At 47.6% G+C, this 25,587-nt stretch carries 27 protein-coding genes and 1 pseudogene; 17 read left to right on the top strand and 11 right to left on the bottom strand.

Features of this window, described 5'->3' with window-relative positions; genetic code table 11:
* The first annotated feature begins 106 nt into the window (after positions 1-106).
* The 10 genes and pseudogenes from M3191_RS07305 (at position 107) to M3191_RS07255 (ending at position 7,496) form a co-directional block, all read left to right on the top strand.
* Entirely contained in the window at positions 107-790 is a 684-nt protein-coding gene (locus M3191_RS07305) for a hypothetical protein (RefSeq protein WP_251699477.1), read from the top strand.
* Between the two features lie 246 nt (positions 791-1,036).
* A pseudogene (locus tag M3191_RS18665) lies at positions 1,037-1,382 on the top strand (DUF6054 family protein).
* Between the two features lie 21 nt (positions 1,383-1,403).
* A complete protein-coding gene (locus tag M3191_RS07290; protein WP_251699471.1) occupies positions 1,404-1,658 on the top strand; it encodes a hypothetical protein in 255 nt (84 codons plus the stop codon).
* Positions 1,659-1,672: 14 nt separating this feature from the next.
* Positions 1,673-2,326, top strand: coding sequence for a uracil-DNA glycosylase (locus M3191_RS07285; protein WP_251699469.1), 654 nt, complete (start codon positions 1,673-1,675; stop codon positions 2,324-2,326).
* A complete protein-coding gene (locus M3191_RS07280) occupies positions 2,319-2,837 on the top strand; it encodes an AAA family ATPase (protein ID WP_251699467.1) in 519 nt (172 codons plus the stop codon). Before M3191_RS07285 ends, M3191_RS07280 begins: the two co-directional genes overlap by 8 nt.
* Positions 2,838-3,033: 196 nt before the next feature.
* The gene (locus M3191_RS07275) at positions 3,034-4,767 is read left to right on the top strand and encodes an ABC transporter ATP-binding protein (RefSeq protein WP_251699465.1); all 1,734 of its coding nucleotides are present in this window, start codon (positions 3,034-3,036) and stop codon (positions 4,765-4,767) included.
* A gap of 65 nt (positions 4,768-4,832) precedes the next feature.
* On the top strand, positions 4,833-5,045 hold the full coding sequence (locus tag M3191_RS07270) for a hypothetical protein (protein ID WP_251699463.1): 213 nt from the start codon (positions 4,833-4,835) through the stop codon (positions 5,043-5,045).
* Between the two features lie 25 nt (positions 5,046-5,070).
* Positions 5,071-5,664: a DNA-3-methyladenine glycosylase gene (locus M3191_RS07265; RefSeq protein WP_251699461.1), complete on the top strand. Its 594-nt coding sequence runs from the start codon at positions 5,071-5,073 to the stop codon at positions 5,662-5,664.
* Positions 5,665-5,725: 61 nt separating this feature from the next.
* Positions 5,726-6,241, top strand: a complete 516-nt coding sequence (locus tag M3191_RS07260) for a type 1 glutamine amidotransferase domain-containing protein (RefSeq protein ID WP_285853256.1) — start codon at positions 5,726-5,728, stop codon at positions 6,239-6,241.
* Between the two features lie 199 nt (positions 6,242-6,440).
* Positions 6,441-7,496 carry a YkvI family membrane protein gene (locus M3191_RS07255; RefSeq protein WP_251699459.1) on the top strand — a complete coding sequence of 352 codons (1,056 nt, stop codon included), beginning with the start codon at positions 6,441-6,443 and terminating at the stop codon, positions 7,494-7,496.
* 44 nt (positions 7,497-7,540) lie between these two features.
* Here the strand turns inward: M3191_RS07255 and hmpA are convergent, their stop codons facing one another.
* Positions 7,541-8,725, bottom strand: a complete 1,185-nt coding sequence (hmpA, locus tag M3191_RS07250; protein WP_251699457.1) for an NO-inducible flavohemoprotein — start codon at positions 8,723-8,725, stop codon at positions 7,541-7,543.
* A 162-nt stretch (positions 8,726-8,887) separates the two neighbouring features.
* On the opposite strand from hmpA, the gene M3191_RS07245 reads away from it, so the two are divergent.
* Both M3191_RS07245 and M3191_RS07240 read left to right on the top strand, forming a co-directional pair.
* A complete protein-coding gene (locus tag M3191_RS07245) occupies positions 8,888-9,331 on the top strand; it encodes an RrF2 family transcriptional regulator (RefSeq protein ID WP_251699455.1) in 444 nt (147 codons plus the stop codon).
* Positions 9,332-9,367: 36 nt separating this feature from the next.
* Positions 9,368-10,294: a manganese-dependent inorganic pyrophosphatase gene (locus M3191_RS07240; protein ID WP_251699453.1), complete on the top strand. Its 927-nt coding sequence runs from the start codon at positions 9,368-9,370 to the stop codon at positions 10,292-10,294.
* Positions 10,295-10,618: 324 nt separating this feature from the next.
* Here the strand turns inward: M3191_RS07240 and M3191_RS07235 are convergent, their stop codons facing one another.
* Positions 10,619-12,055 (bottom strand): FAD-dependent oxidoreductase, encoded by a 1,437-nt coding sequence (locus tag M3191_RS07235; RefSeq protein ID WP_251699451.1) that lies wholly within the window; start codon positions 12,053-12,055, stop codon positions 10,619-10,621.
* 44 nt (positions 12,056-12,099) lie between these two features.
* Between M3191_RS07235 and M3191_RS07230 the strand changes: the two genes are divergently transcribed.
* Entirely contained in the window at positions 12,100-12,750 is a 651-nt protein-coding gene (locus M3191_RS07230; RefSeq protein WP_353056513.1) for a DsbA family oxidoreductase, read from the top strand.
* Between the two features lie 246 nt (positions 12,751-12,996).
* Here the strand turns inward: M3191_RS07230 and M3191_RS07225 are convergent, their stop codons facing one another.
* Genes M3191_RS07225 through M3191_RS07195 form a run of 7 tightly spaced genes read right to left on the bottom strand, consistent with a single transcriptional unit; the run spans position 12,997 to position 18,787 of the window.
* Positions 12,997-13,383: a Na+/H+ antiporter subunit G gene (locus tag M3191_RS07225; RefSeq protein WP_251699449.1), complete on the bottom strand. Its 387-nt coding sequence runs from the start codon at positions 13,381-13,383 to the stop codon at positions 12,997-12,999.
* Positions 13,361-13,645: a Na(+)/H(+) antiporter subunit F1 gene (locus tag M3191_RS07220; protein WP_251695370.1), complete on the bottom strand. Its 285-nt coding sequence runs from the start codon at positions 13,643-13,645 to the stop codon at positions 13,361-13,363. Before M3191_RS07220 ends, M3191_RS07225 begins: the two co-directional genes overlap by 23 nt.
* Entirely contained in the window at positions 13,642-14,124 is a 483-nt protein-coding gene (locus tag M3191_RS07215; RefSeq protein ID WP_251699447.1) for a Na+/H+ antiporter subunit E, read from the bottom strand. Before M3191_RS07215 ends, M3191_RS07220 begins: the two co-directional genes overlap by 4 nt.
* A gap of 23 nt (positions 14,125-14,147) precedes the next feature.
* A complete protein-coding gene (locus tag M3191_RS07210; protein ID WP_251699445.1) occupies positions 14,148-15,632 on the bottom strand; it encodes a Na+/H+ antiporter subunit D in 1,485 nt (494 codons plus the stop codon).
* Positions 15,625-15,963 (bottom strand): Na(+)/H(+) antiporter subunit C, encoded by a 339-nt coding sequence (locus M3191_RS07205; RefSeq protein WP_251699443.1) that lies wholly within the window; start codon positions 15,961-15,963, stop codon positions 15,625-15,627. The genes M3191_RS07210 and M3191_RS07205 overlap by 8 nt, the downstream gene beginning before the upstream one ends.
* Positions 15,964-15,966: 3 nt before the next feature.
* Positions 15,967-16,389: a Na(+)/H(+) antiporter subunit B gene (locus M3191_RS07200; RefSeq protein WP_251699441.1), complete on the bottom strand. Its 423-nt coding sequence runs from the start codon at positions 16,387-16,389 to the stop codon at positions 15,967-15,969.
* Positions 16,376-18,787: a Na+/H+ antiporter subunit A gene (locus tag M3191_RS07195; protein ID WP_251699439.1), complete on the bottom strand. Its 2,412-nt coding sequence runs from the start codon at positions 18,785-18,787 to the stop codon at positions 16,376-16,378. The genes M3191_RS07200 and M3191_RS07195 overlap by 14 nt, the downstream gene beginning before the upstream one ends.
* A gap of 284 nt (positions 18,788-19,071) precedes the next feature.
* Here M3191_RS07195 and M3191_RS07190 point away from each other — a divergent pair, with 284 nt between their 5' ends.
* Complete coding sequence (locus tag M3191_RS07190) at positions 19,072-19,746, top strand: histidine kinase (protein WP_251699437.1); 675 nt, start codon at positions 19,072-19,074, stop codon at positions 19,744-19,746.
* 55 nt (positions 19,747-19,801) lie between these two features.
* Here M3191_RS07190 and murB read toward each other — a convergent pair whose 3' ends face one another.
* Positions 19,802-20,713 carry a UDP-N-acetylmuramate dehydrogenase gene (gene murB / locus M3191_RS07185; protein WP_251699435.1) on the bottom strand — a complete coding sequence of 304 codons (912 nt, stop codon included), beginning with the start codon at positions 20,711-20,713 and terminating at the stop codon, positions 19,802-19,804.
* 299 nt (positions 20,714-21,012) lie between these two features.
* On the opposite strand from murB, the gene M3191_RS07180 reads away from it, so the two are divergent.
* The gene (locus M3191_RS07180) at positions 21,013-21,540 is read left to right on the top strand and encodes a YceI family protein (protein WP_251699434.1); all 528 of its coding nucleotides are present in this window, start codon (positions 21,013-21,015) and stop codon (positions 21,538-21,540) included.
* A 282-nt stretch (positions 21,541-21,822) separates the two neighbouring features.
* Here M3191_RS07180 and M3191_RS07175 read toward each other — a convergent pair whose 3' ends face one another.
* Positions 21,823-22,875 (bottom strand): P1 family peptidase, encoded by a 1,053-nt coding sequence (locus M3191_RS07175; RefSeq protein ID WP_251699432.1) that lies wholly within the window; start codon positions 22,873-22,875, stop codon positions 21,823-21,825.
* Positions 22,876-23,125: 250 nt separating this feature from the next.
* On the opposite strand from M3191_RS07175, the gene M3191_RS07170 reads away from it, so the two are divergent.
* Together M3191_RS07170 and M3191_RS07165 are read left to right on the top strand one after the other, a co-directional pair.
* Positions 23,126-23,497 carry an ArsR/SmtB family transcription factor gene (locus tag M3191_RS07170; RefSeq protein ID WP_251699430.1) on the top strand — a complete coding sequence of 124 codons (372 nt, stop codon included), beginning with the start codon at positions 23,126-23,128 and terminating at the stop codon, positions 23,495-23,497.
* Complete coding sequence (locus tag M3191_RS07165; RefSeq protein WP_435368147.1) at positions 23,478-25,586, top strand: heavy metal translocating P-type ATPase; 2,109 nt, start codon at positions 23,478-23,480, stop codon at positions 25,584-25,586. Before M3191_RS07170 ends, M3191_RS07165 begins: the two co-directional genes overlap by 20 nt.
* The last annotated feature ends 1 nt before the right edge of the window (position 25,587 follow it).

Here is a 25,587-nt window from a genome sequence, read left to right as displayed (position 1 = left end):
GGATTGCGTGGAAGCGGTATGTTTGCGGGTGATCCATGAAGGTTATACAAGGACAGAGTGAAGATACATAGAATATGGATCAAGTTAGAATAGGAGAGATGGAAACGTGGAGAAAAAGCTACAACTACTCATTTTCGCGCTTGTGCTCGTATTGGGGCTAGCTGCTTGCGGGAATGATAAGGGCAGCGACTCAGCCAATACAACTGCAGACAGTGAAACCGAGACGAAGACAGAAGAGGCGGAAGGCGCTGACTCGAATGCCAAAGAGGATGAAGCAGGCGAGGAAACAGCAGATGACGCAGAAGCCGGGAACGAACTGCAAAACGACCAGACAATCGGCTTGTCGATGGACGAATTCAAGGACAAGTTCAATGAACATGCCGCTGCGCAAGGGTTGGATTACAAAATCGAGAAATTTGAATGGCTCGACCAGGAAGACGGCACGCAAACCGCAACCATTGAATTGCATGATGACCTAAGAATCAACGGATTGTCGACAGGTGAAGAGGACGAGCTGAAAGCGATCCTGCTTGAAGTCGAAGGATTCGAATCGCGGCAAACCGCTTTCGACATTGTCAACGTCATTATCAAATCAGTTGGCAACGTGGCGGACGAAGATGCGAAAATGATCATGAATGAACTCGGACTGAAAGACCCGAACGAAGACGGCAATGACACAGAAACCTATATCGACCATAACGGCCTGAAGTATCTCCTGATCAACGAACGGTCGAATTACTTCGAGTTAGGTATCGCGAACCAAAACGACCCTGATCTCATCGCTGACTAATATCCTTGCTGACGACCTCTCATCCAGGGTCGTCAGTTTTTTATTTTGGAATCGCGTCATGTGGAGTTGAGGAATGGCAGACCCTCCGCATACAAAACCTATAGGCGCGCCCATTGATAGACGTTCCGCACCCAAGGAAGCGCCTCCCACGCTCTAGGTCGCCTGCCTCTCTGGGAAGTTTCAACTTAATGAAACTTCCATTCGGCTCCATACGTATTTAGACGTATAAAGAGAGGGGATGTTGGTATGTCAGTCAAAGAGTTTACAGTGAGTATCACTCCAACGGAAGCAGCTGATATCATTCAAACGGAAATATTGCGGGGGAGCATCAGCGGCACATTGGTGGATCATTACGTGAGGACAGCCGGTTTGTCGGAAGTCCATGTTTTGATTATGGAGAAATACTATGCGCTCGCATAATCGTGCGTCCGTCACTGCCACGATTGATAATTTCGAAGGGACAACACGTGTCCATGTCGTGGCGGCGGGCAGCTCGGAGGGTGTGTTCTTCCGATTTGATTGGGGAGCCGGTAACAGTTTTGCGACAAGCGTTGAGAGAGCGTTAGAACAATATATGGTTGGGGGAGAATGAGTTGATTCATGAGGTAATGAAATGCTATTTTACAAAATCTTGGCATGGCACCATGACCTCGAGGGAACTGAAACGCCGGAGGAGCGCTATCATGCATACATAGAGGCCTATGAAGCAGAAAGACCTTTATCCGATGGCGAACGGGAGATGATCCCACATCTATTCGCAATCATCCGCGCATTTCGATATGATCGGATAGAAGAAGGAATTGACAAGATTAAACATGGTGATGGCAAAGCGTTCATAGATGAAACAATAATGTTACTGCAAGGCTGAAAGGGAGTGTGCCGATGTTCCGAATACCTGAATCGATTGCTGAACTTGGCAAGGAACGGATCAAAGGATTTCCGGTAGAAGGATTTGTCTATGGGGAAGGTCCGCAAAAGCCTGAGCTTCTGCTGATCGGCGAAGCGCCAGGGGAATTTGAGGCTGTGGATGGAATTCCTTTCATCGGCAGGGCTGGCAAGGAATTGATGAAGTCGCTCGATTCAATTGGATTGACGCGTGATGATGTTTATATGACGAGCACGGTCCGCAGCAGGCCGTACAAATGGGGCGAAAAGCGGGAGCGGGACGGCACGATGACGAAGCGGAAGTACAATCGGCCGCCGACTGCGAAAGAGATTTTGGCGCATGCCCCGGTGCTCGATTATGAGATAGCAAATATTGAGCCGAAACTGATTGTGGCGCTCGGGAATGTCGGTTTGCAAAGGTTGCTTGGCAAAGAGGCTAAAGTGACGGAGCTGCATGGCCAGTTGCTGGAACGGCCTGTACGGTTTCTTCCGGATCTTGATAGTACGACGTTCGAGTGGACGGATAAGGTGTATCGGATTGTGCCAACATTCCATCCAGCGGCCGTCTTTTACCGTCCGTCGCATAGGCCGGATCTGGATGCGGATTGGCTGAAGATTGGAGAGTTCCTGGAGGATTTGCGGAATGAATGAAAAATCATATAAACGGATTCTCATAATCGGATGCAGCGGCGCGGGGAAATCGACGTTATCGGTCGAGCTGGCGAACCGTCTGCAATTGCCCTCCCTTCATTTAGATGCACTTTTTTGGAATGAAGGATGGGTACCTACGCCGAAGCCGGAATTTCGGGAAAAACTTCAAAGTGAACTGGAAAAGCCCGCATGGATCATCGATGGAAACTTCAACTCCACGATTGAGATGCGGGCTCAATATGCTGATCTCGTCATTTTCCTCGACTTCCCGAACTGGCTATGCCTAATGAGGGTTTTCAAGAGGAGATGGATGTACAGGGGGAGAACGCGCCCGGATATGGCGGAAGGCTGTCCGGAGAAGGTTGATTGGGAGTTTGTGAAGTTCATATGGACGTATCCGAAGAAGAAGCGGCCAGGTGTTTACCGAATACTTGAGCGAGTCGATGCGGAAGTGCTAGTGTTGAAGTCGCCGAAGGAAATGAATAGATGGCTTTCCAGGGCAAATACGTAAATAACACGGACAGAATTTATTGTTATGAGTAGTTGCAAATGTTTATGCGTGATTGTACGCGTTTATGCGCTTTTAGAGGGATTTATGCGTGGATTTTACCGTTTATGCGCGATAGTTAGGATTTATGCGTTTCTGGAGCGGTTTATGCGTGGCTGGATGAATTTATGCGTATTTGGAGAGAGAAAAGGGTGAGTAGATGGAAAGTGAATTGAAGACGAAAGGGTCGATGAAGGAATTCATCGGTTTATTGCGCCAGCTGAAGTGGCCGAAGGGGAAGACGGCGCTTGCGCTTGTGCTTGCGTTATTTTCGACGGCGGCGAGTTTGGCGGTTCCGTTAGTGACGAGGGAGCTTGTCGATTCCTTGACGGGTGCCTCTTTTAATTGGAGTACGGCTGTGTTCTTGTTTGCGGTTTTCATTCTGCAGGCGGTATTGGGCGGGGTTTCGTATTATTTGCTGGCATTCATCGGTGAAACGATCGTTGCCGACTTGCGGAATAAGTTGTGGTACAAAGTGCTTCGGCTCCCGGTTTCTTATTACGATGAGAATGAAACCGGTGAGACAATGAGCCGGATAACGCAGGATACGACGATGCTGAAGCAATTGGTGTCAGATCATCTCGTGTCGTTCATTACGGGTATCATTTCGATTATCGGTGCAGTTGCAATTCTTCTGTATTTGGATTGGAAGATGACGTTGATCATGTTGATCAGCATACCGGTTAGTATGGCAATCATCTTTCCGCTTGGCCGGATTATGCATAAAATCGCAAAGGCGACGCAAGGGGAGATGGCGAAGTTCTCGGGCCATCTTGGTCGGGTGCTTGGCGATATCAGATTAGTAAAGGCATATCGGGCTGAGCCTAATGAAGGAGAGAAGGGTGGAAAGGCGATCAGCTCGCTGTTTTCATTCGGCTTAAAAGAGGCGAAGATCCAGGCAATCATTTCGCCAGTCATGACGCTCGTGATGATGAGTATTTTAGTCGTGATCCTTGGTTATGGAGGCGCGCAAGTTTCAAAAGGCGTGTTGTCCGCGGGGACGCTTGTTGCCATCATTTTTCTGATGTTCCAGATTATCATGCCGTTTGCGCAGATGGCTCAGGTATTTACGATTTTCCAGAAGGCTGTCGGGGCGACTGAACGGATTCAGCAGATGTTAGGAATGGATAGCGAACCTTCTAATGGATCCACGAATGTGCCGGATGGAAGCATCAAGTTTGAATCGGTCGGTTTTTCATATGAAAGCGGAAAAGTGGTTCTTGAGGGAGTTTCATTCCAAGCGAAACCAGGGACGATTACTGCATTTGTCGGTCCGAGCGGCGGAGGGAAGACGACGATATTCTCGTTGATCGAACGCTTTTATTTACCTACGGTGGGTGAGATTTCGATTGGCGGCATGCCGATTACAGAAATTGCATTGTCCGATTGGCGGAAACGGATTGGCTATGTGTCGCAGGAAAGTCCCTTGTTGAGTGGGACGATTTTGGATAATATCGCATATGGGTTGGAAATTCGTCCTTCAATGGAAGAGGTGCGGAAGGCTGCGGAGGCGGCGAACGCCCTTCAATTTATTGAAGCGATGTCCGACGGTTTTGAAACGCTCGTCGGGGAGAGGGGAATGAAGCTCTCAGGAGGCCAGCGTCAGCGGATTGCGATTGCGCGAGCGTTATTGCATAACCCGGAGATTCTGTTGCTAGACGAAGCGACGTCCAATTTGGACAGCGGTTCGGAGACGCATGTACAAGAAGCGCTGCAACGGCTCATGGAAGGGCGGACGACGCTCATCATCGCGCATCGGTTGTCGACGGTGGTTGACGCGGATCAGCTCATTTTCCTAGAGGCGGGCCACATTACGGGAATCGGCACGCATGAGGAATTAATTAAGTCCCACCCGTTGTATCGGGAGTTTGCAGAAGGGCAAGGATTGTCGTGAAAGTATCATAGTCGCAGTATTAGGGGATATATAAGGTTGAAGAACATTAGCGGAGGAAAAATGAAATGGCAGCCAAGAAATCGCTGGCGGATTATCAAAGAGAATATGAGGACATCATCTTTGCAGACCGGCCAAAAAGGGATATGCTGTTGGCCGGTTTAATGACGGAGATGAGAAAGCAATTCAAGATTCCCATGCCAAGAAATAAAGACTGGGAAAGAGAGAACTCGGAAATTGCAGCGATGTACAGGAAGTTACTGATAACGAGATCTTTATAAAATAATGAACGTGAGGAGGATTCGGATGTACAAGCCGATTGATAAATCATTTTTTGAACCGCATGTGCTGGAGCTGGCGCAGAACCTTGTCGGGCAATATATTGTGCATGAGCATCCGGATGGCGTGATTGCTGCAAGGATCGTGGAGACGGAAGCGTATCAAGGACCTGAGGATCGAGCCGCCCATAGTTTCGGGAACCGGCGGACGAAACGGACGGAGATCATGTTCGGTGCGCCGGGGCTTGTGTATACGTATCAAATGCACACACATACGTTGATGAATGTCGTGAGTGGCCCCATAGGAACACCGCATGCTGTACTCATCCGTGCAGCGGAACCGGTTGATGGGCTTGAGCTGATGCAGGACAACCGCGGTCCGCATTTGAAGATGAAGGACTGGACGAATGGCCCTGGCAAGCTTTCGAAAGCACTCGGCGTCTCGATGAAGTATTACGGACATCATTGGGCGGATGAGCCGCTGTTCATTGCCGAAGGGCCGGGAGCAGTCGAGATTGAAACGGGTCCCCGTGTCGGGATCGGGAATTCCGGTGAAGCCGTCCACTATCCTTGGAGATTCTTTGAAAAGGATAATCCTTACGTCTCAAAGTATCGCCCTTAAGTTTAGCTGCCCTCCAGTGTGGAATAGTAGTAAGGGTAGAAACAAGAAAGGATGATAGATAATGGCTAAAATTGCTACGGTAATCACGAATCTATTCGAAGACTCGGAGTACACGGAGCCGGCGAAGGCGTTCGAGGAAGCTGGACATGAAGTCGTGACGATCGAGAAGGAAGCCGGCAAGGAAGTGAAGGGCAAGCAAGGGGAGTCAACAGTCAAAGTCGACCTCGGAATCGGCGATGCTTCGCCTGAAGACTTCGATGCTCTGTTCATTCCAGGTGGATTTTCACCGGATCAGCTGCGTGCGGATGACCGCTTCGTCCAATTTGCGAAAGCGTTCATGGACGCTAAGAAACCGGTTTTCGCCATCTGCCATGGACCTCAGCTGCTGATTACGGCAAAGACGTTGGAAGGCCGCGATGCGACGGGTTACAAATCCATAAAAGTCGATATGGAATATGCAGGCGTGAACTATGCGGATAAGGAAGTCGTCGTTTGCCAGAATCAATTGGTCACAAGCCGGACGCCGGACGATTTGCCGGCATTCATCCGGGAATCGACTAAATTACTACAAAAATAATAATGGATAACAGGACCGTTCCTAACTGGGACGGTTCTTTTTTGTCAAATAACGGAATATAAAAATAAAGAAAAATATTTTATTGAACTGAGATGAATACCGTGTTAAATTAAAACAATACAAATTTCTTCGTGTTGAGAATTCGGACTATTTGGCCTATGAAAGGTTTTTTTACGGGGATATCGAGGGGGAAAATGGTATGAAAAAGATATTGAAAATGGGAAGTGCTTTCATCGGAATCATCGTCGGTGCCGGCTTTGCTTCAGGGCAGGAAATACTGCTGTACTTCACGAGTTTTGGATTCATGGGAATTGTTGCAGCAGTTATATCCACAATTCTTTTTGCTTATTTGGGAATGGTGTTAACGAGGATCGGAAGCCGGATGCGAACGACTTCCCATAAGGATGTCATCTACAAGATCAGCGGACGGTACGTTGGAATAATTGTCGACTTCGTCATTATTTTTACGTTATTCGGTACAGGCGTCGTCATGTTGGCAGGGGCAGGATCCAATCTGAATCAACAATTTGGATTGCACCCCATCGTAGGAACGATCGTAATGGTGCTCCTTGTCTATTTGACGATTTTGCTGAATGTCGACAGAGTTGTTGCCGTTATCGGGAGTATTACGCCATTTCTAATTTTGGCGGTCGTTATCATTTCAGTCTATTCCTTGGCGACGATGGATCAGCCGTTCAGCTCTTTGAATCAAACCGCTATCGCTCTGGAGACGCCGTTGCCGAACTGGTTTTTTTCCGCGATTAACTATGTATCCTTCAACATTACTGTAGGTGCTTCGATGGCCTTGGTTATGGGCGGAGCCGAGAAGGATGAAAAATCCGCTGCAATTGGCGGTTTGGTTGGCGGGTTAGGATTGGGAATTCTAATTATCCTAAGCCATTTGGCCATTTTCTCCAAAGTGGATGTCGTAGGGGATGCGGATCTGCCGATGCTTGCCATCATCAATGATATTTCCCCTATACTAGGGACTTTCATGGCGTTCATTCTTTATGGAATGATTTTCAATACGGCTGTAAGTATGTTTTATGCTTTCGGTGCAAGGTTCGTCAAGATTGATACGGATAAATTCAGGGTTTTCGTCTTGATTACATTAGTTGTCGGATTTGCACTGAGCTTCCGAGGCTTTAAGGAGTTGGTCGGCGATTTCTATCCGATTGTCGGGTACTCTGGTCTTTTCCTCGTAGGGGCGCTCGTTGTCGCGTCATTCAGGCTTCCATCGATACTGCGTAAATAATCGTAAAAGCGCGTTTCTCTCGTTTGAGAGAAACGCGCTATTTTTTATGCGTTTTGTAATTCGAGTTGTTCTTTCGGACCGAAGAATTCAAAGTGGATTTTATCTTCAGCAACTCCGTTTGTGTGCAATGCAGAGATGACGGCTTGCATGAAAGGTGTTGGTCCGCAGACGTACACGTCGCTGCCTTCCATTACATGCTTCGCCAAGAATTCGCGGGTAATGAACCCGTCGCCTTCTTCGGAATAAAGGGCTTCGTATTTTGCATTTTGAAGTGATTCTGTCATGTTGCGCAATACTTCATCGAACGCTTGGTGCTTGCGTGTACGTGAGGAATGAAGGAATGCGACTTGCCGTTCCGGTGCAACAGTTGCAATCGTTTCGTACATCGCCATCATCGGTGTGATGCCCACACCGCCGCTGATCAATGTGACAGGAGTAGTGCTTTCTGTATCCAAATAGAAGTCTCCCGCTGGTGCGCTCACTTCGATTGTATCGCCGATGTTCATGTTTCTGTGAAGGTACGTAGAAACTTTTCCGTGCGTTACACATTCGTCTTCGCGTTTCACTGAAATACGGAACATTTCGTTTCCAGGTGATTGTGACAAGCTGTATTGACGGTTCAATGTGTATTCGTCCCCAGGGATGCGGAAACGAACTGTAATGTATTGGCCAGGCTTGTACGAAGGCAGTTGTTTACCGTCTGCCGGTTTCAAATAGAAGGAAGTGATGACGTCGCTCTCTTGAACTTTATTAGCGATGACGAAATCCTTGAATGTTCTCCATCCTGTTGCTACTTCTGTTTCATCGTACATTTCTTTCTCGATGCCGATGAATGCGTCAGCAATAACTCCGTATGCTTCTCCCCAAGCGCCGATGATTTCGGGAGTAGCTGCGTCTCCGAGCACTTCTTTGATCGCGCCAAGGAGATGATAACCTACGATTGGGTAATGTTCTGCTTCAATTCCTAATGAACGGTGTTTATGAGCGATTTGGATGACTACAGGGATGATCGCGCCAAGATTGTCGATGTTTGCTGCTGCCGCATAAACGACATTGGCAAGTGCTGTTTGCTGACGGCCCTGTGATTGGTTTGCATGGTTGAAAATATTTAATAGCTCTGGATGAGCTGCGAACATGTTTTTATAGAAGACTGTTGTAATTGTTTTGCCGTGTTGCTCAAGAACGGGAACTGTAGATTTTACGATATCAATTGTTTGTTGGGATAACATGAAGAGCACAACCTTTCTTGTTTTGTTACTTTTACTATAAACGATTATTTTCGCTAAAGATATATTTGAAATACATCTTTAGGGTGTTGTAAATTTTTAGACACATTTCTTTCACGATACCGACATAATCGTTATAATGGGATGGTGATTGGCGGTGAAACTATGCGGTTGACGTTATATACGGATTACTCTTTGCGGGTGTTAATGTATGTAGGCTCAAAGGAAGTCGGAGAGCTTTCGACGATCCAAGAGATCTCGGATCGTTACCAAATTTCCAGAAACCATCTGACAAAGGTAGTTCATGAATTAGGAAAGATGGGTCTTGTGGAAACTGTGCGCGGCCGGGGCGGTGGAATCCGCCTAAACGTGAAGCCTGAGGATATAAATGTTGGAGATCTTGTCCGAAAGACGGAAGACGATTTTTATCTAGTCGAATGTTTCCGGGAGGATGGCAATCATTGTATCCTTTCGTCCGTCTGCAGATTGAAAGGTGCTTTGCATGAAGCGCTAATCGCATATTTGGCAGTTTTGGACAAGTATACGATTGCAGATTTTTTAGTAAATCAAGATGAGCTAGCAGCAATTTTGTTCAGCAAACCTTTATGATAGAATAAATAGGAATAGATCTGTAGGAGGATTACGATGGCAAAAGTATTAGTATTTGGACATAAAAACCCTGACACCGATTCAATTACGTCGGCGATCAGCTATGCTTATTTGAAACAACAGCTTGGAATGGATACGGAAGCAGTGCGCCTAGGTTCCATTTCAGGTGAAACTGCTTACGCGCTTGGCCAATTCGGATTTGAAGCTCCGCGATTGATTGAAAAAGCGGCACCGGAAGCACAGCAAGTCATCCTTGTCGACCATAATGAAAAGCAGCAAAGCGTCGATGATCTGGATGAAGTGCAAGTCATCGAAGTCGTCGATCATCACCGGATCGCCAATTTCCAGACGTCAGACCCGCTCTATTACCGCGCTGAACCGGTCGGTTGTACGGCGACAATATTGAAAAAGCTTTATAAGGAAAATGGCGTCGACATTCCAAAGGATATTGCGGGACTCATGCTCTCCGCGATCATTTCGGATTCACTGCTGTTCAAATCGCCTACATTCACGGAAGAGGACCGAGCAGCGGCTGAGGAATTGGCTGCGATTGCAGATGTGGATGCCCAAGTATATGGTCTTGAAATGCTGAAGGCGGGCGCGGATTTGAGCGGAAAATCGCTTGAAGAACTTGTGTCGCTTGATGCAAAGGAATTCACGATTGGGGATGCGAAAATCGAAATCGCCCAAGTGAACGCGATTGAAGTCGATGATGTCATGAGCCGCCAAGCTGAAGTGGAAGTTCTCTTAAACAGCATTATCGAGGAAAAAGGGTTGGATCTGTTCCTGTTCGTTGTAACGGACATCCTGAACAACGATTCGACCGTCATTGCGCTCGGCAAGTCTGCTGAACGCGCTTGTGCCGCATTCAACGTCGCTTTGACGAACAATACAGCTACCTTCAAAGGTGTCGTCTCCAGGAAGAAGCAAATTGTACCTGTTTTAACAGAAGCATTGAAATAATCAAAAGCGGAGGGCGCTCGCTCAGGCGCGACAGGCATAAGCCAGACATGCGAAACGGCGCTCTTTGCCGTGCAGCAGGGCTGGCTTATGACCCGAGCGGCTAGCGCCCGGAGCTGGATGAAATAATGAAGGTTGTGCTCTTTTTAGAGGCACAACCTTTTTTGATTTGATTGATGTCAACTTATCGTTCATTTCCCGAAGGATATCGATCATTTCCTGGAGGTTATCGTTCATTTCCCGGTAGTTATCGGTCACTTTTCAAGAGTTATCGTCATTTCGGGACCTTTGACACATCAAAATAGCGATGAAATTTGAGTAACACAATCATCCCAAATCCAATGGCTTCGTTGCAGGGCCTTCGAGGACGGAGCCATCCCTCCGGAAACGGGATCCATGGCATGGACAATCCCACGTCTGGTCGGCTTCATTCCATCTCGTCCTGCACCCCATATGTGTGCACATAGGGGAGTTGGTCCTTGAAATATGCCCGCCGGTGAATTCCTTCAGCACGAGCCCCGTATTCTTCAAAGCTTGGACGAGGAACGAGCCGAAGCCGGTGCGGTCGGGGGCATAGAGCGAAGCGGCCCTGTTCTGGCGGCCGACGATCTGGTCGCTGATGATCCGCGCGCTGGCAAGCGAATTGGAGAGCCCCCATTTCCTGAACCCCGTATTTAAATGAACATACGGCAGACTGCTAGAAATGCAGCCTGCATATGGAATGAGATCAGGCGTCTGCGGATCCTGTGCAGACCAGCCGTATTTCATCGCGTCAAGCTGATAGACATCCCTTAATTCGGAGGACAATGTTTCATAATGCACTTGCGTCTCTTTTTCCATCCCAGCCTGATGCCCTTCGCCGGATAAAAGGAAATGTGTTTTTCCATCGATATGAGCTGTCCGTACCGAACGCTTCGGATTGTCGACCGAAATATATTGCCCTGTCAACGGCATATTCGCTGGGGCGGAAACGATATAGGAACGGCCGACGATCAATTTCAGGATCTGTAATCCCCTCAGCGCCTCTATCGGGTAATGGGTACAGAGAACAAGTTCATTGAATTGAATTTCATTTTCCGAATTTGTGTAAAGCAATCGTTTTTTCAAATCCATGAGACGCACATCCGATTTCTCGAAAATGCGCGCGCCGGCTTTGACAGCCATTTTCGCCAAATGTTGCCCGAAGCGCACTGGATGGATCTGTGTTTCGTCTTTCACTGTCAACATCAACTCGGTTTTCAAAGGAAGCTCGCTGTTCCTGCTAAGTTCCCCCACGATTCCGATGTCGTCATAAGCCTTTTTTTCATCTTGAAGCCGTTCGGTCCCGTATTTGGACTGTGCAAAAAGGATGGAATCCGCGTTGCGAAGTTCATCCCATTCCGCGAATGAACGCCCGAACAGCACAGCTTGCCGGTTCACCTCATAATAAATCTTTGCATTTTCGCGTCCGAACTGCTTGATCAGGTCTGCATAGACGACGTCATGCTGCACGGTCAATTTTCCAGTCGAATTGCCTGTAGCCCCGCACAGGATTTCGTCTTTCTCCAGCAGGATGACGTCTTTTCCTTCTTTCGCTAGAAAGTAGGCGTTTGCGATTCCGCTCAACCCTCCGCCAATAATGCAAACATCGCATGATAGGTCTTTATCCAAAGCGGGGTAGGAATCCCGCGGGTAAGCTGTCTTTAACCATAGTGAGTTGTACATGATATAGCCCTCCAATTGATCTTCGATAACGATAGCAGCAGGCATATTCATTGTTGCCATTTTGATTGGAATCTAAAATGAAAGAAGAAAGGTGGTCGTAATTTATGAAAATAGAAATCTGGTCAGACTATGTATGCCCATTTTGTTACATTGGAAAAAGGAGATTGGAGGAAGCATTGAGAGCGACGGACTTAGAAGGCAAGGCCGAGGTCGTGTTCAAAGCGTACCAATTGGATCCGAACACACCTGTAGGCGCGGGAAGTCCGGTGCCGGAAGACTTGTCGAAGAAATATGGCATCAGCTTGGATGAAGCAAAAAACATGTTGGAGAATGTTGCAGCGCAGGCAAAAACTGTCGGACTCGACTTTGACGTCGAAAGCATGAAGGGGGCGAACACACTCAACGCCCATCGACTCGCCAAACTTGCCGAAACGGAAGGCAAGGGGGATGCGGTATCGGAGCGCCTGCTGCAAGGCCACTTCGTGAAAGGGGAAGCAGTCGACAACGAAGCTACTTTGCTCGCCATTGCCGAAGAGGCGGGAATTCCGAAAGAACGCGCAGAGCAGATCCTTCAATCCGATGAATTTGCAGATGACGTGAACAGAGATATCGAAGAGGCAGGGCAAATCGGAGTAAAAGGCGTTCCATTCTTTGTCATCAACCGAAAGTATGCCATTTCGGGAGCACAGCCAGTCGAAGCCTTCGCGGAAGCATTGAAAAAAGTTGCAGACGAAGAAGGCATTCAACCCAATTAAAAGTGCTAGGTACAGAGGACAAAGGTGTCTGCAAGGATGACAATTCCGATTTTAATAAATATTATTTCCTATATTGCTTTAAGAAATTCCCGTTGATTGAAGCGGAAGGCGGTGACTCCAGCGGGAACAGCGCGAGCTGAAAGCCCCGCAGGAACGCAGTGACGAGGAGATTGAAGCCGTGCCCGCGGAAAGCGTCCGCCTGAAGTGAAAATCAACTTTGTTACTCGGCATAAAAAAACGACGGTTCTAGCTTTTTTCGCTAGAACCGTCATTTTTGCTTTCATCTTTATATAAAACCTCATACAACTCATCTTCCGTCGATATATCCGCGAGCTTCACCTTCGAGCGGTACGCAGCACGGACAATCAGATGACCTGCCACTGGCGCTGTGAGAAACACAAAAACGATACCGAGAAGCACACGCACGCTGACAAACTGCTCACGGAACAAGAAATATAGAAAAGTACCAGACAGCGTCAGCAATACTGCCAGGGTAGAGCTCTTCGTAGCAGCGTGTGATCTCGTATAGATATCCGGCAATCGGATAAGCCCGAAAGCACTAATGACACTCGCAATCCCGCCGGTTAAAATTAGCACAGCCCCTATGAATTCACCGATCTCGTTTACGCTCAACGATGACACCCCTTTCAATAGATTTCGAAAAGGCGATCGTTCCGATGAATGAAAGAATCCCTAAAATCAAAATGACCTCCAAGAAGGCCTTTGTCTTCAACATGATTGAAACAACAGCGATCATCGCTATCAAATTGACCCCGACCATATCAAGTGCAATGACCCGGTCCGGCATGGATGGGCCGAGGATGATTCGGAGGACGGCAATGGAGATGGTGATGGAAAAAAGAACGAGTGATATCGTCATCATCGTTTCAATCATCGTGTCACCTCCATAATCGCTTTTTCAAAGTTTTTCAGTTGTTTGATCAAACCATCTCTGGATTGCTCGACGTCCATCGCGTGGATATAAAGCATATTGCCTTCAGGCGATACTTCCATGACGACAGACCCCGGTGTCAAGGTGAGGAGAAGCGACAGCATCGTCACTTCCACATCACTCTTCAAAACAGTTTCATATTTAAAGATGCCCGGTTTAATTTTCAAAGTCGGGCTTAAAATCTGCCGCAATACGACGATGCTCGACTGCGTCAATTCCGAGATGAAAATGAAAAGCAATTTAATTGAATAAAATAACCGGCGTAAATAGAATTGTGTGCCGAAAAAACGGTGCATGAAAAAGATGATTCCGATTCCAACGAGGAAACCGGCAAAGAACGTCGTAAATTTCAATTCATCTTCATCCATCAATGTCATCCATAAAAAAGCGATGAACAGATTCAGTAATAACTGGGCTGGCACTTGCCTTCACCTCAACTTTCCGCTTAACGATTTCCTTGTAAGACAGCTTCGATATAGATTTCCGGATTCATAAGCGTCCTCGCTGCATCACTGACATACGGAGCAAGGCCCTCGACGCCGATTCCGATAGCGACTGTCATAATTGCAAATAGGATGCATGGAACGAGCATCCCTTTTTTCAATGGAACGTCGTCGTCTTCATTGATGATCGTCTCTCCCCAAAAGCAGTTCAGGAAGATGCGCAACAGCGAATAGAGGACGAAAATGCCCGATGCAAAAGCTACGATCAACAGTGCAAAGGAGCCCGATTCAATTGCTCCCTGCCCAATGAACACCTTGCCGATGAACCCGCTTAACGGTGGAATTCCAGCTAAAGATAGCATCGTGATGAAGAAGAGCCAGCCGAGTGCCGGATAGTTCCGGATCAAACCGCTCATCTCTTCGATCTTTGTTTTCCCCGTCAAATAGATCATCGTTCCCGCTAGAAGGAACAGCAAAGCTTTGACGATCATGTCATGAATCAAATAATAGATGGCCCCTTGAAATGCAACTTCCGTTGAAATAGCAAGCCCTGCTAATATGAATCCGACGGCGATCACCACATTGTACGAAACGATTTTGCGGATGTCGTTATACGCAAGTGCACCGACACTTCCACCGATCATTGTAAGAATTGCCATCACACCGATCGCAGTATGCGTAATAATTGGTTCGTGATAAAAAATGAGCGTGAAGACGCGGAACAACGCGTACATCCCCACCTTTGTCAACAATGCGCCGAAGAGGGCCGCTATCACAGTCGGGGGCGCACTATATGATCCAGGCAGCCAGAAATAAAGGAGCAGTCCCGCCTTTAAACTGAAGACAATTAAAAAGATAAGACTGATCACCGTCAGCAGCGGGCCTTGTCCCACCTCTGCGATCCGGACTGATAGATGGGCCATATTCAGTGTGCCGATTGTTCCGTATAAATAGGCGATCCCCATTAAGAAGAACCATGAGGATAGGACATTGATCGTGACGTATTTGATTGATTCGATCAGCTGAACCTTCCTGCCCCCCATCGTAATGAGCACGTAAGAGGAAAGGAGCATCACTTCGAAACAGACGAATAAATTGAACAAGTCCCCTGTCAGGAAAGAGCCATTGACGCCCGCCACAAGGAAGAAGACGAACGGATAAAAGAACATATGCTCAAACTGCTGTCCAATGGACGAAAAAGCATAGATAAGAAGGATTCCAGTCACGATTGAAGTCGTCGCGACGAGCAGCATGGAAAATGAATCCGCAACGAATAAAATGCCGTATGGAGGAAGCCAGCCCCCGAAATCGAGCCGTAAAATCCCTTCCTGTTGGATCTGGTGCAGAATAACTAGACTGACAGCAACTGTTGCAATGCTCGACAGGATGCTGAGAACACGCTGCGTCTTCGTGTTATGGCGTAAAAAAACGAGGATGATCCCTGTCAACAAAGGGATGATCATCGGCATGGCGATTATGTTATTCATCTTCGAACCCCCTTAACTCCTGGAGGTTATCCGTTCCAGTTTTTTTGTATGTACGATATGCAAGTACAAGTAGAAATGCGGTGACGGCAAAGCTGATCACGATTGCTGTCAGGATCAGCGCCTGTGGCAAAGCATCCGTATAGCTTTCCGCATCCTCGCCGAGCAACGGTGCACTGCCTTTCTTCAATCCTCCCATAGTCATTAAAAGCAGATGCGCTGCGTGGGACAGGACGGCTGTCCCTAAAATCACGCGAATCAAATTGCGGGACAGCAGCAAATAGACAGCGATCATTACAAGAAAGCCGACAAGTATGGTCATTAACGTTTCCATCTGCTACACATCCTCACTAATGGTTGAAATAATCGTCACGACGACACCGACAACCGTCAATGCCACCCCCGCCTCGAATACGAGGACTGTCGAGAGTTCCGTCTCTCCGAAAACGGGTAAAGTGAAATGTCCGGCAGCCTGTGTTAGGAAATGCTTGCCGAACAGTGCCGAACCAATGCCTGTACCGACGGCAAGGAATGCCCCTAATGCCGCAATTTTTTTGAAGTCGAACGGAATGCCTTTATGCACCGTTTCAATATCATGAACTAAATAAAGCAGAACGAATGCGGAGGAGAGGACAAGACCGCCAATGAAACCGCCGCCGGGATTGTTATGCCCCGACAAGAACAGCTCAACGCCGAACGTCAAGATGATGAATACGACGATTTTCGTTACTGTTTGCAAAATGACATCATTGATCTTCAAAATCCTGCCCCTCCTTTCGCGTTTTTAACTTAATAAGTGTGAACACGCCAATTCCTGCAATGAACAGCACAACGACCTCCAACATTGTATCGAACGCTCGGAAATCTCCTAAGATTGTATTGACAATATTTTTACCGCCTGCAAGTTGGTACGAATCTTCAAAGTAAACCGATATGGATTCAAACATTTTATTCCCCTGAACGGTAAGGGCGAGAACTGTCACAATCGTTCCAGCAGCAAAGGCGATCAACCCGTTCAATAGTTTTGTTCTGATCGGCGAGCGCTCCTTCTTCCAATCCGGCAAAAAGTAGAAGCACAGGAGGAACAGGGCGGTTGTCACCGTTTCAACGACGGCTTGGGTCAATGCTAAATCAGGCGCTCGGAAGACAACGAAGAAGAAGGCGATGGAATAGCCGAGCACACCATTTAAAATGATCGCAGTCATCCGGGATTTTGCGAAAAGCATTGAGAGTCCTGCAACCACCATGGCGAGCACGATAAGATATTCGTTTGCCGTAATTGGTGCGTCATTCGAAAAGTCGAACGTATAGGAACCCGTATATAAGATTGCCCCTCCGACAACTACGATAAAGAAGGAGAAGATGTAGACGAGATAGTCTTTCAAATACCCTTTCATATAAAGACGAGTAAAGAAGTGAGATGCTTTTTCCAGCAAGATCAAATTGGCATTGAAGGCTGCATCCAAGTTCCAAGTCATAGGGGCGATCGTATAAATGCCTCTCCAGTAACGATAGAATTTGTATAGGACAGCACCTAGAATGATGACTCCGATTGTCATCAACAATGCAGGGCTATTGAAGCCGTGCCACGCAACGATTTGCGGCGTCAAACCTTCAGCGCCCGCGAGTGTTGGGTAGACCGCAGCCATTGCAGGGCGCAGCAAGTAGTTTCCGATACTATTCGGGAAGAAGAAGATCCCGATGACGAGAATTGCCAAAATGGAAGGCGCGACGAGCATTCCGAAAGGGGCTTCCCTTGACGGTTTCTCAATCCGCTCCGGTTGGAATTCCCCGAAAAACGTTTGGAATACGATGATCATGCTGTATACGAATGTGAAGACACTCGCGAGCCAAGCAACTATGAGGAAAATTGTTCCCATCGTGCCCACATCAAAAAGCTCCAGATTACGTGCATTCACTAATGACTCAAAAAACATTTCCTTACTCAGAAATCCATTGAAAGGAGGCAGCCCGGCCATTGAAAAGCTGCCGATCAAAGCAATGCTGAACGTCACTGGCATGAAAGCCATAAGCCCGCCTAATCTGCGGACATCCCGCGTCCCTAGTTCATGGTCGAGAATTCCGACAACCATGAAGAGGGCTCCTTTAAAGGTGGAATGGTTGATGAGATGGAACAGTGCAGCAAATGTGGCTTGCGCGTAAATGATTGAATTTGCACTATGACCTTCATTGAGCGCAGCGGAGCCGAGACCGAAAAGACTCATGACCAAACCGAGCTGACTGATTGTCGAATAGGCGAGCAAGGCCTTTAGATCCGTCTGTTTTACGGCGTTGAACGATCCCCAGAACAAGGTGAAGATACCCACGCTGCTAACGATATAAAACCAGGTCATCTCACCTCCGAAAATCGGAGTGAAACGTGCGACCAAATAGATGCCCGCCTTGACCATCGTAGCTGAGTGCAAATAAGCACTGACCGGTGTAGGTGCTTCCATCGCATCCGGCAGCCAAATATGAAACGGGAACTGTGCGGATTTCGTAAATGCCCCGAGTAAGACGAGCAGCATGGCAAATACAAAGAGAGGCTCGTCCGTATACTGACCAATCGTGACTACTATCTCACGTACACTGTACGTGCCTGTCATAGTATGTAGCATGATGAATCCGGCAAGCATCGCAATTCCGCCCGATACTGTAATGAGCATGGACTTTTGCGCGCCGTACCTTGATTTTTTCCGGTGGTACCAGAAGGCGATCAGCAGGAAAGAAGAAATGCTCGTCAATTCCCAAAAAACGTACAACACCATCAGATTATCGGATAAAACGACTCCGAGCATGGCGCCCATGAACAGGAGAAGGTACACGTAAAAGCGTCCTAACGATTCCCGTTCGGATAAATAATAGATGGAGTAAAGGATGACCAAACTGCCGACACCCGTAATGAGAAGGCCGAATATTAAACTGAGGCCATCAAGATAAGTGGTAAAGTGGATTCCGGCAGATTCAATCCACCGGAACGTATGTGAGTATGTTTCCCCTTTTGCAATAGAAGGGATAAAGCTTGCAAGCGTTGCAAAAAGCATGAGTGGAACGAGCAAGACAAACCAGCCGATTTTCCTGCTTTGTATCCTTTTATATAGAAAGGGAACAAAAATGGCAGCTATAAAAGGGATGAATATGGATAATGAAATTGTCAAACAGGTAACCTCCTGAAAAAAGGGATTTCGATGTCTTATGTAAATTTTTTCTTGATTGATGGGATAGGCTTGACTCGCGACAGAACTGGGGACATAATAGGTAGCTACAGATACCATTAGAAAAAGTTCATAAATAGAATTATACACTAAACGGATTTCAGTCGCACTTTGAGACATTTACATCTTGTCAGCCAATCATCTTTTATGTATAATGTTGTGGTTTTCAATTGTGAATAGAAGTTGCGCACAGTGAACGAAAATAATTGTAAGAGGTGACTACGGTCATGGGCAAAGTAAAAGGTCGTATGGACGAAAGCATACTTGTTTGTGTCTACTACGGTCCAAATGGCGAACGTCTCATTAGACGTGGACATAAAATGGCATCCATTATCGATTGTCCACTATATATACTAACGATTGACCCATTGCCATACGATGAATTTGACGCTGAGAAATCCGAGTATGTCGAGAGATGGCAAGAACTTGCCAAGGAGCTCGATGTAGAAGATTTCATCATTATGGATAATGAAAAACGGCCGGTTGCAAAGGTGATCAAGGAAGTAGCTCACAAACACAATATTACGCAGATCATTATCGGTCAAACCGCCCAAAGCAGATGGGAAGAGATCACAAAAGGTTCATTCATGAACGTGTTGCTGCGTGAAATAACATTTGTTGATTTCCATGTCGTCTCCGTTGATCGTGCGATTAAAGATGAAATTGAAGGCATGTTCGAAAAAGGAGTGCGGGCTTATTTAGTCGAAGAAGGGGAGGGCTTTCGAATTAGCTTCACCCTTTCCAAAGAGGCGCGCTTCGAAGGTATTTTCTTTAAGGAAACCGGGACAGATTTCAATAACGGGATCTTCAAATTCATGAACAATAATAAAATGTGTCAAGTGCAGATTACAGATGACAGAGTTACCGAAGCAACTCAATTTGTCTGCAAAATCGAGCAGTGAACTTAATTATAAGCGGATGGCCAGTTGCTGGTCATCCGCTTTTTTTTTTGTTTGTTTATTCCTCACCGACAATTTTCACTTCCAGCTCCAAGTCGACGTCGAATTTCTTCTTCACTTCCGCCTTCACCATGTTGATTGTATTAATATAATCGGAAGCGGTCGCTTTATTTTTATTAATAATGAAGCCCGCATGCTTCGTCGACACTTCCGCTCCGCCATGGCCTCTTCCTTGCAGGCCGCAATCTTGGATCAATTTCCCTGCGAAATAGCCCGGCGGCCGTTTGAACACACTTCCCGCGGACGGATATTCGAGTGGCTGCTTCGATTCACGTTGGAACGTCAAGTCCGCGACTTTTGCATCGATTGTTTCCTTGTCCCCCACGGCCAGTTCGAAATCAGCGGATAATACATAATACCCTTCAGACGTAATGATGCTTTTCCGATAGCCGAGCTCCAACTCATCCTTCGATAGAACAAGGCGTTCGCCCGTCTTTGTCAAAACCGTACACTGTACAATGATATCTTTAATTTCCCCGCCGTAGGCACCCGCGTTCATGGCCATCGCACCGCCGATGGAACCGGGGATTCCGCATGCGAATTCAAGGCCTGTCAACGATTCCTTTGCAGCGCGCCTTGAAACGTCGATGATGAGCGCTCCTGCTTCTGCATGGACCTTATTGCCATCCACGTTAATTGCATCCAGTTTCGACAGGTGTAGGACGATGCCGCGCACGCCGCCATCCCTCACAACCATATTCGACCCATTGCCTAATAATAAAAGCGGAATTCCATTTTCATATGCATACCGCACCGTCGCTTCCGTTTCCTCGATTGTCCCCGGAATGACGAGTATATCTGCAGCTCCGCCAAGTTTTGTCATCGTATATTTACTTAATGGTTCATCTATCCGTAGTATGCCATCTTTAATAATTTCGCGTAGTTCCTCTAACCACTGATGCTTCGACATCAACATCCAGTCCCTTCAATTCTAATGCGATGAAAACCTTCTCTTATTATTGAATCAAAAGAAGCCTTCACTTGTATAAGTATGCTAGCTATCCGGTGTTTTGACAAGAAATAATAACCGAGGCATTTCAAATAGAAATTAAAGGAATATTTATCTTGACTTCAAGACATATTCAAGTTATCATTTGGAATATACCTTGGAGTGAAGATATTTTTGCTTGCGAGAATGTTTTCATGACTGCAGGTATACGGAATAGGGAAATGAAATGCAACGAAAAAATGGGAAGGGTGGATGGTAACATGGCAACATGGAAAGTGGACGCGTCACACACAAGTGTAGGTTTTTCAGTAAAGCATATGATGGTTTCAAAAGTAAAAGGAAGTTTTGCAGGAGTCGAGGGGACAATTGAGGGGAGTCCTGAAGATTTGACAGGTGCCCAAATCAATTTCACTATTGATGCAACTTCCATTAATACAAATAGCGAAGACCGGGACAATCACCTTCGTTCAGGCGACTTTTTCGATACGGAAAAGTTCCCTCAACTGACATTCGTCTCTACGGATATCGTCAAAAGAGACGATGATGAGTACGATGTGACTGGTGATCTGACAATAAAGGACGTAACGAAGAAAGTTACATTCGAAGCAGAATTCGGTGGCATTGGAACAAACCCATGGGGCGTTCAAGTCGCTGCATTCGAAGTCGAAGGGAAAATCTCCCGTAAAGAGTTCGGCCTTACATGGAACCAAGCGCTCGAAGCAGGCGGAGTACTCGTAGGCGACGACATCAAGATTTCAATCGACCTTCAAGTAAACCCGGCTCAGTAATTATATATACGCAAACGGCACGCATGAGAGAAAAATCATGCGTGCCGTTTTTTTATTGGAGGTGAATCGCAGGCGTCCGCGCTCAAGAAATCTGTTTCGCGCTCAAGAATCCGCTTCCCGCCCAAGAATCCGCTTCCGCGCTCAAGAAATCTGTTTCGCGCTCAAGAATTCGATTCCGCGCTCAAGAACTCCGCTTCCGAGCTCAAGAAATCTGTTTCGCGCCCAAGAATCCAATTCTGCGCTCAAGAACTCCGTTTCGCGCTCAAGAATCCGCTCCCGCGCTCATAAATTATCTTTCTCAACAAATGGCCATCGTTCCACAGTCCGTCCATGCCTTCCGGTTGTCGTCTCTGCATGCATCAATGATTGATATACTGCTTCCTCCGTCGCCTCGATGACTGCCTTGAAAAGTTCGTTCATCACTTTGGCGTCATCGCGCAGCAACGTATAGCTCACCGTATCGACGCCTTCACTCGCATGCGGAATCGTATACGCATTTGAGAAGGCGATGATGATGTCTCCGCTTCCGTTATGAATAGAGGAGCCGGTCCGGCCGAGGCCGATTGAGGCACGTTTTGCAAACCGCTTCAGCTGCCGGCTATCCACCGGCGCATCCGTCGCGACAATGATCATGATGGAGCCGTCCGGTTTTTCGCTTTGCATTTCATTCGACGGCTTCAAGTCGTCTGGCGCTGTCGTCATTTGCATTTTATTCCGCGCAAGCCATTCATCAATCAGACATTCTTCCGGATTGCCGAAATTCGTCAACGTCAGAACGCCGACTGTGAATGAATCCCCGTCGTGAGGGACAACCCTTGAAGAAGATCCGATCCCGCCTTTTCGACCGAAGCAGATCATCCCTTTCCCTGCACCGACATCGCCTTGTTCAAACGAACCGGCACTCGCTTCACGGATTGCTTCAATGGCATGCTCGGGCCGCACTTTCAACGAACGCATCGCGTTCAAATAGCTGTCATTGCATTCGCCGACTACGATGTTCAATGAACTGGTGGAATCCCCGATGGCGGTATTCTCCTCGAGCATATGCCGCAACGTCCCTTCCAGCACCGCGCCGACGCTGAATGTATTGGTAAGCATGATGGGGGATTCGATGACACCAAGTTCCTCCACCTGGAGAAGTCCGGCTGATTTGCCGAAACCGTTCAATACGAAACTCGCCGAGGGTACTTTCTGTTCGAAGCAATTTCCTTCATGGGGCAAGATGGCTGTGACCCCTGTGCAGGCGCTATCTGTGCCGGGCTCCTCTTTCAACGTTACATGGCCGACTGCCACACCTGGCACGTCCGTAATAGCATTCCATTTTCCTTTTAACATTTATTCCACACTCCGTTTCACTTGATGGTCCGCTGTGGTCCCTCACTCTACTATGCCACTTTAAGACTGATGCATCCGGCTGCTTCTCCCGCAGCGATTTTATAGGAATAATTATCAACTTCCATACGAATGGTCAAAACCCTTTATTTTGGAATGAAATAAACAATCAAATACTTGTTTGATTGTCCTTGCAATCAGAAAAGTGTCCACATATACTATAATCAAATGAACATTTGAATGAGGTGCCGAAATGAAGGTCAAAGATACATGCGAAGTGACAGTTGTCCATGAGGAGGTAGTCGAGAAAGTTCAAAGAGGGCTGCCGGATGTTGGCGGCATGGTGCAAATATTCAAGGCGCTCGCAGACGAAACGAGATTGAAGATTGCCTATTCTCTCACGCTCGAGGAGCAGATGTGCGTCTGTGACGTGGCAGCGGTCATCGGCGCATCTAATGCGACGGCGTCCCATCATCTTCGCTATTTGCGGGAGCATAGTCTTGCGAAATCAGAGCGCAAAGGGAAGATGGTTTATTATTCACTGGCGGATGGCCATGTTTATGACCTTGTAAAGATTGCCCATGATCATGCCTCGGAAAAGGGGGATGAGCCGGATGACCACTAAAACGGAGTACAGACTCGAGAATCTCACTTGTGCAAACTGTGCAATGAAATTCGAAAATAATGTGAAAAGCATCCCGTCCGTTTCTGAAGCAACGGTCAACTTTGGCGCATCCAAGCTTTCTTTCACAGGCGAAGCGACGATGGAGGAGCTCCAGGCGGCAGGTGCATTCGATGGCATTCAAGTCGTGCCTTTGACGAATAGGAATACGGAGCCGAAAATTCCATTTTACCAAAGGAAAGAAAATATCGTTACATTCTTATCCCTATTGCTCGTCATTGCGGGGATGTATTTCACTTATCGGGACGTCCCGCATCCGACAGTAGCAACTGGACTGTTCGCCGCCGCCATCCTGATCGGCGGGACGGGAATGTTCATCACAGGCGTCAAGAACCTTGTACGACTTGATTTCGACATGAAGACGTTGATGACGATCGCGATTATCGGAGCGGCAATCATCGGTGAATGGCAGGAAGCGGCTGTCGTCGTCTTTTTATTCGCAGTGAGTGAAGCGCTCGAAGCATACTCCATGAATAAAGCGCGTCAATCGATCCGCCAGCTCATGGATATCGCCCCTGCGTCCGCGCTTGTGAAAAGGAATGGCGGCATGATGGAGCTTCCGACTGAGGATATCCGAGTCGGCGATATACTAATCGTGAAACCAGGCCAGAAAATTGCTATGGACGGCATCGTTATGAGCGGGCAATCGACTGTCAATCAGGCGGCAATCACAGGGGAATCGGTCCCCGTGTTGAAACAGCAGGATGACGAAGTGTTTGCGGGAACGTTGAATGAAGAAGGTGCGCTCGAAGTGACCGTGACAAAACTCGTCGGGGATACGACCATCGCCAAAATCATCCACCTCGTCGAGGACGCCCAAGCAGAGAAGGCTCCTTCGCAGAAATTTGTCGACCGGTTTGCAAAATACTATACACCGATCATTATCGGAATCGCATTATTAGTCGCTATCGTCCCGCCATTATTCGGAGGGGATTGGCAGACATGGATTTACCAAGGGCTCGCGGTGCTTGTCGTCGGCTGTCCTTGCGCGCTCGTCGTATCCACACCTGTTGCCATCGTGACGGCAATCGGAAATGCCGCCCGCCAAGGTGTCCTCATTAAAGGAGGCGTCTATCTTGAAGAGATGGGACGCATTACTGCGGTCGCCTTCGACAAGACGGGCACGTTGACAAAAGGATATCCTGAAGTGACGGATTTCATTACTGAGGGTGGAGAGAAACGGAATCTCCTGCAAGCGGTCGCTGCGGTCGAGTCGATGTCCCAGCATCCGTTGGCACGGGCAATTGTCGATTATGCGAAAGAACAAGGTGAAGGATTAGCGGAAATCCGGAATTTCCAGTCGGTCACCGGGAAAGGGGCCTTCGGGGAAGTGGATGGTGCTCTAGTCCACGTAGGGAGCATGAAATGGGCGTCCGAGCTTGCGGAACTCCCTGCTGAAATGAAAAAACGCGCAGGAAGCTTGCAACAGGAAGGGAAATCCGTCATGGCGGTTCTCTTCAATCATGAATTCCAGGCGTTGATCGCAGTGACGGATCCATTGCGGGAGGAAAGTGCCGATGTCCTGCGTCAATTGAAGGGAGTCGGAATCCGGCATACGGTCATGCTGACGGGCGATGATGAGCGGACAGCTGAAGCAATTGCAACGATTGCTGGTGTGACGGATGTCCGTGCAGGGCTCATGCCGGAGGACAAATTGACTGCCGTGAAAGGATTGATCGGTCAATATGGCCGGGTCGCGATGGTCGGCGACGGCATTAATGACGCTCCTGCATTAGCCGCGTCTTCAATCGGGATCGCCATGGGAGGGGCAGGAACTGATGCCGCCCTAGAGACGGCGGATATCGCATTGATGGCGGATGATCTCCGACAATTGCCGTATACGATGAAATTAAGCCGAAAAACGTTGCAGATTATTAAAGAAAATATTATGTTTGCAGTAGGCTTAAAAATTGTAGCGCTGCTTTTGATCATCCCAGGATGGTTGACTTTATGGATTGCAATCTTTGCGGATATGGGAGCGACGTTGCTCGTCGTTTTGAATTCACTTAGATTGTTGCGAATCCATAAGTGAA

This window comes from Sporosarcina luteola, assembly GCF_023715535.1.
GTDB lineage: Bacteria > Bacillota > Bacilli > Bacillales_A > Planococcaceae > Sporosarcina > Sporosarcina luteola_B.
This window is presented reverse-complemented; position numbering and strand designations above follow the sequence as displayed.

Bases quoted from the DNA above. Each gene is read 5' to 3' on its own strand.
- M3191_RS07290 (WP_251699471.1), top strand. From the start codon at position 1,404: ATGCTATTTTACAAAATCTTGGCATGGCACCATGACCTCGAGGGAACT.
- M3191_RS07285 (WP_251699469.1), top strand. From the start codon at position 1,673: ATGTTCCGAATACCTGAATCGATTGCTGAACTTGGCAAGGAACGGATC.
- M3191_RS07280 (WP_251699467.1), top strand. From the start codon at position 2,319: ATGAATGAAAAATCATATAAACGGATTCTCATAATCGGATGCAGCGGC.
- M3191_RS07275 (WP_251699465.1), top strand. From the start codon at position 3,034: ATGGAAAGTGAATTGAAGACGAAAGGGTCGATGAAGGAATTCATCGGT.
- M3191_RS07270 (WP_251699463.1), top strand. From the start codon at position 4,833: ATGGCAGCCAAGAAATCGCTGGCGGATTATCAAAGAGAATATGAGGAC.
- M3191_RS07265 (WP_251699461.1), top strand. From the start codon at position 5,071: ATGTACAAGCCGATTGATAAATCATTTTTTGAACCGCATGTGCTGGAG.
- M3191_RS07260 (WP_285853256.1), top strand. From the start codon at position 5,726: ATGGCTAAAATTGCTACGGTAATCACGAATCTATTCGAAGACTCGGAG.
- M3191_RS07255 (WP_251699459.1), top strand. From the start codon at position 6,441: ATGAAAAAGATATTGAAAATGGGAAGTGCTTTCATCGGAATCATCGTC.
- hmpA (WP_251699457.1), bottom strand. From the start codon at position 8,725: ATGTTATCCCAACAAACAATTGATATCGTAAAATCTACAGTTCCCGTT.
- M3191_RS07245 (WP_251699455.1), top strand. From the start codon at position 8,888: ATGCGGTTGACGTTATATACGGATTACTCTTTGCGGGTGTTAATGTAT.
- M3191_RS07240 (WP_251699453.1), top strand. From the start codon at position 9,368: ATGGCAAAAGTATTAGTATTTGGACATAAAAACCCTGACACCGATTCA.
- M3191_RS07235 (WP_251699451.1), bottom strand. From the start codon at position 12,055: ATGGCAACAATGAATATGCCTGCTGCTATCGTTATCGAAGATCAATTG.
- M3191_RS07230 (WP_353056513.1), top strand. From the start codon at position 12,100: ATGAAAATAGAAATCTGGTCAGACTATGTATGCCCATTTTGTTACATT.
- M3191_RS07220 (WP_251695370.1), bottom strand. From the start codon at position 13,645: ATGATTGAAACGATGATGACGATATCACTCGTTCTTTTTTCCATCACC.
- M3191_RS07210 (WP_251699445.1), bottom strand. From the start codon at position 15,632: ATGAATAACATAATCGCCATGCCGATGATCATCCCTTTGTTGACAGGG.
- M3191_RS07205 (WP_251699443.1), bottom strand. From the start codon at position 15,963: ATGGAAACGTTAATGACCATACTTGTCGGCTTTCTTGTAATGATCGCT.
- M3191_RS07190 (WP_251699437.1), top strand. From the start codon at position 19,072: ATGGGCAAAGTAAAAGGTCGTATGGACGAAAGCATACTTGTTTGTGTC.
- murB (WP_251699435.1), bottom strand. From the start codon at position 20,713: ATGTCGAAGCATCAGTGGTTAGAGGAACTACGCGAAATTATTAAAGAT.
- M3191_RS07180 (WP_251699434.1), top strand. From the start codon at position 21,013: ATGGCAACATGGAAAGTGGACGCGTCACACACAAGTGTAGGTTTTTCA.
- M3191_RS07175 (WP_251699432.1), bottom strand. From the start codon at position 22,875: ATGTTAAAAGGAAAATGGAATGCTATTACGGACGTGCCAGGTGTGGCA.
- M3191_RS07170 (WP_251699430.1), top strand. From the start codon at position 23,126: ATGAAGGTCAAAGATACATGCGAAGTGACAGTTGTCCATGAGGAGGTA.
- M3191_RS07165 (WP_435368147.1), top strand. From the start codon at position 23,478: ATGAGCCGGATGACCACTAAAACGGAGTACAGACTCGAGAATCTCACT.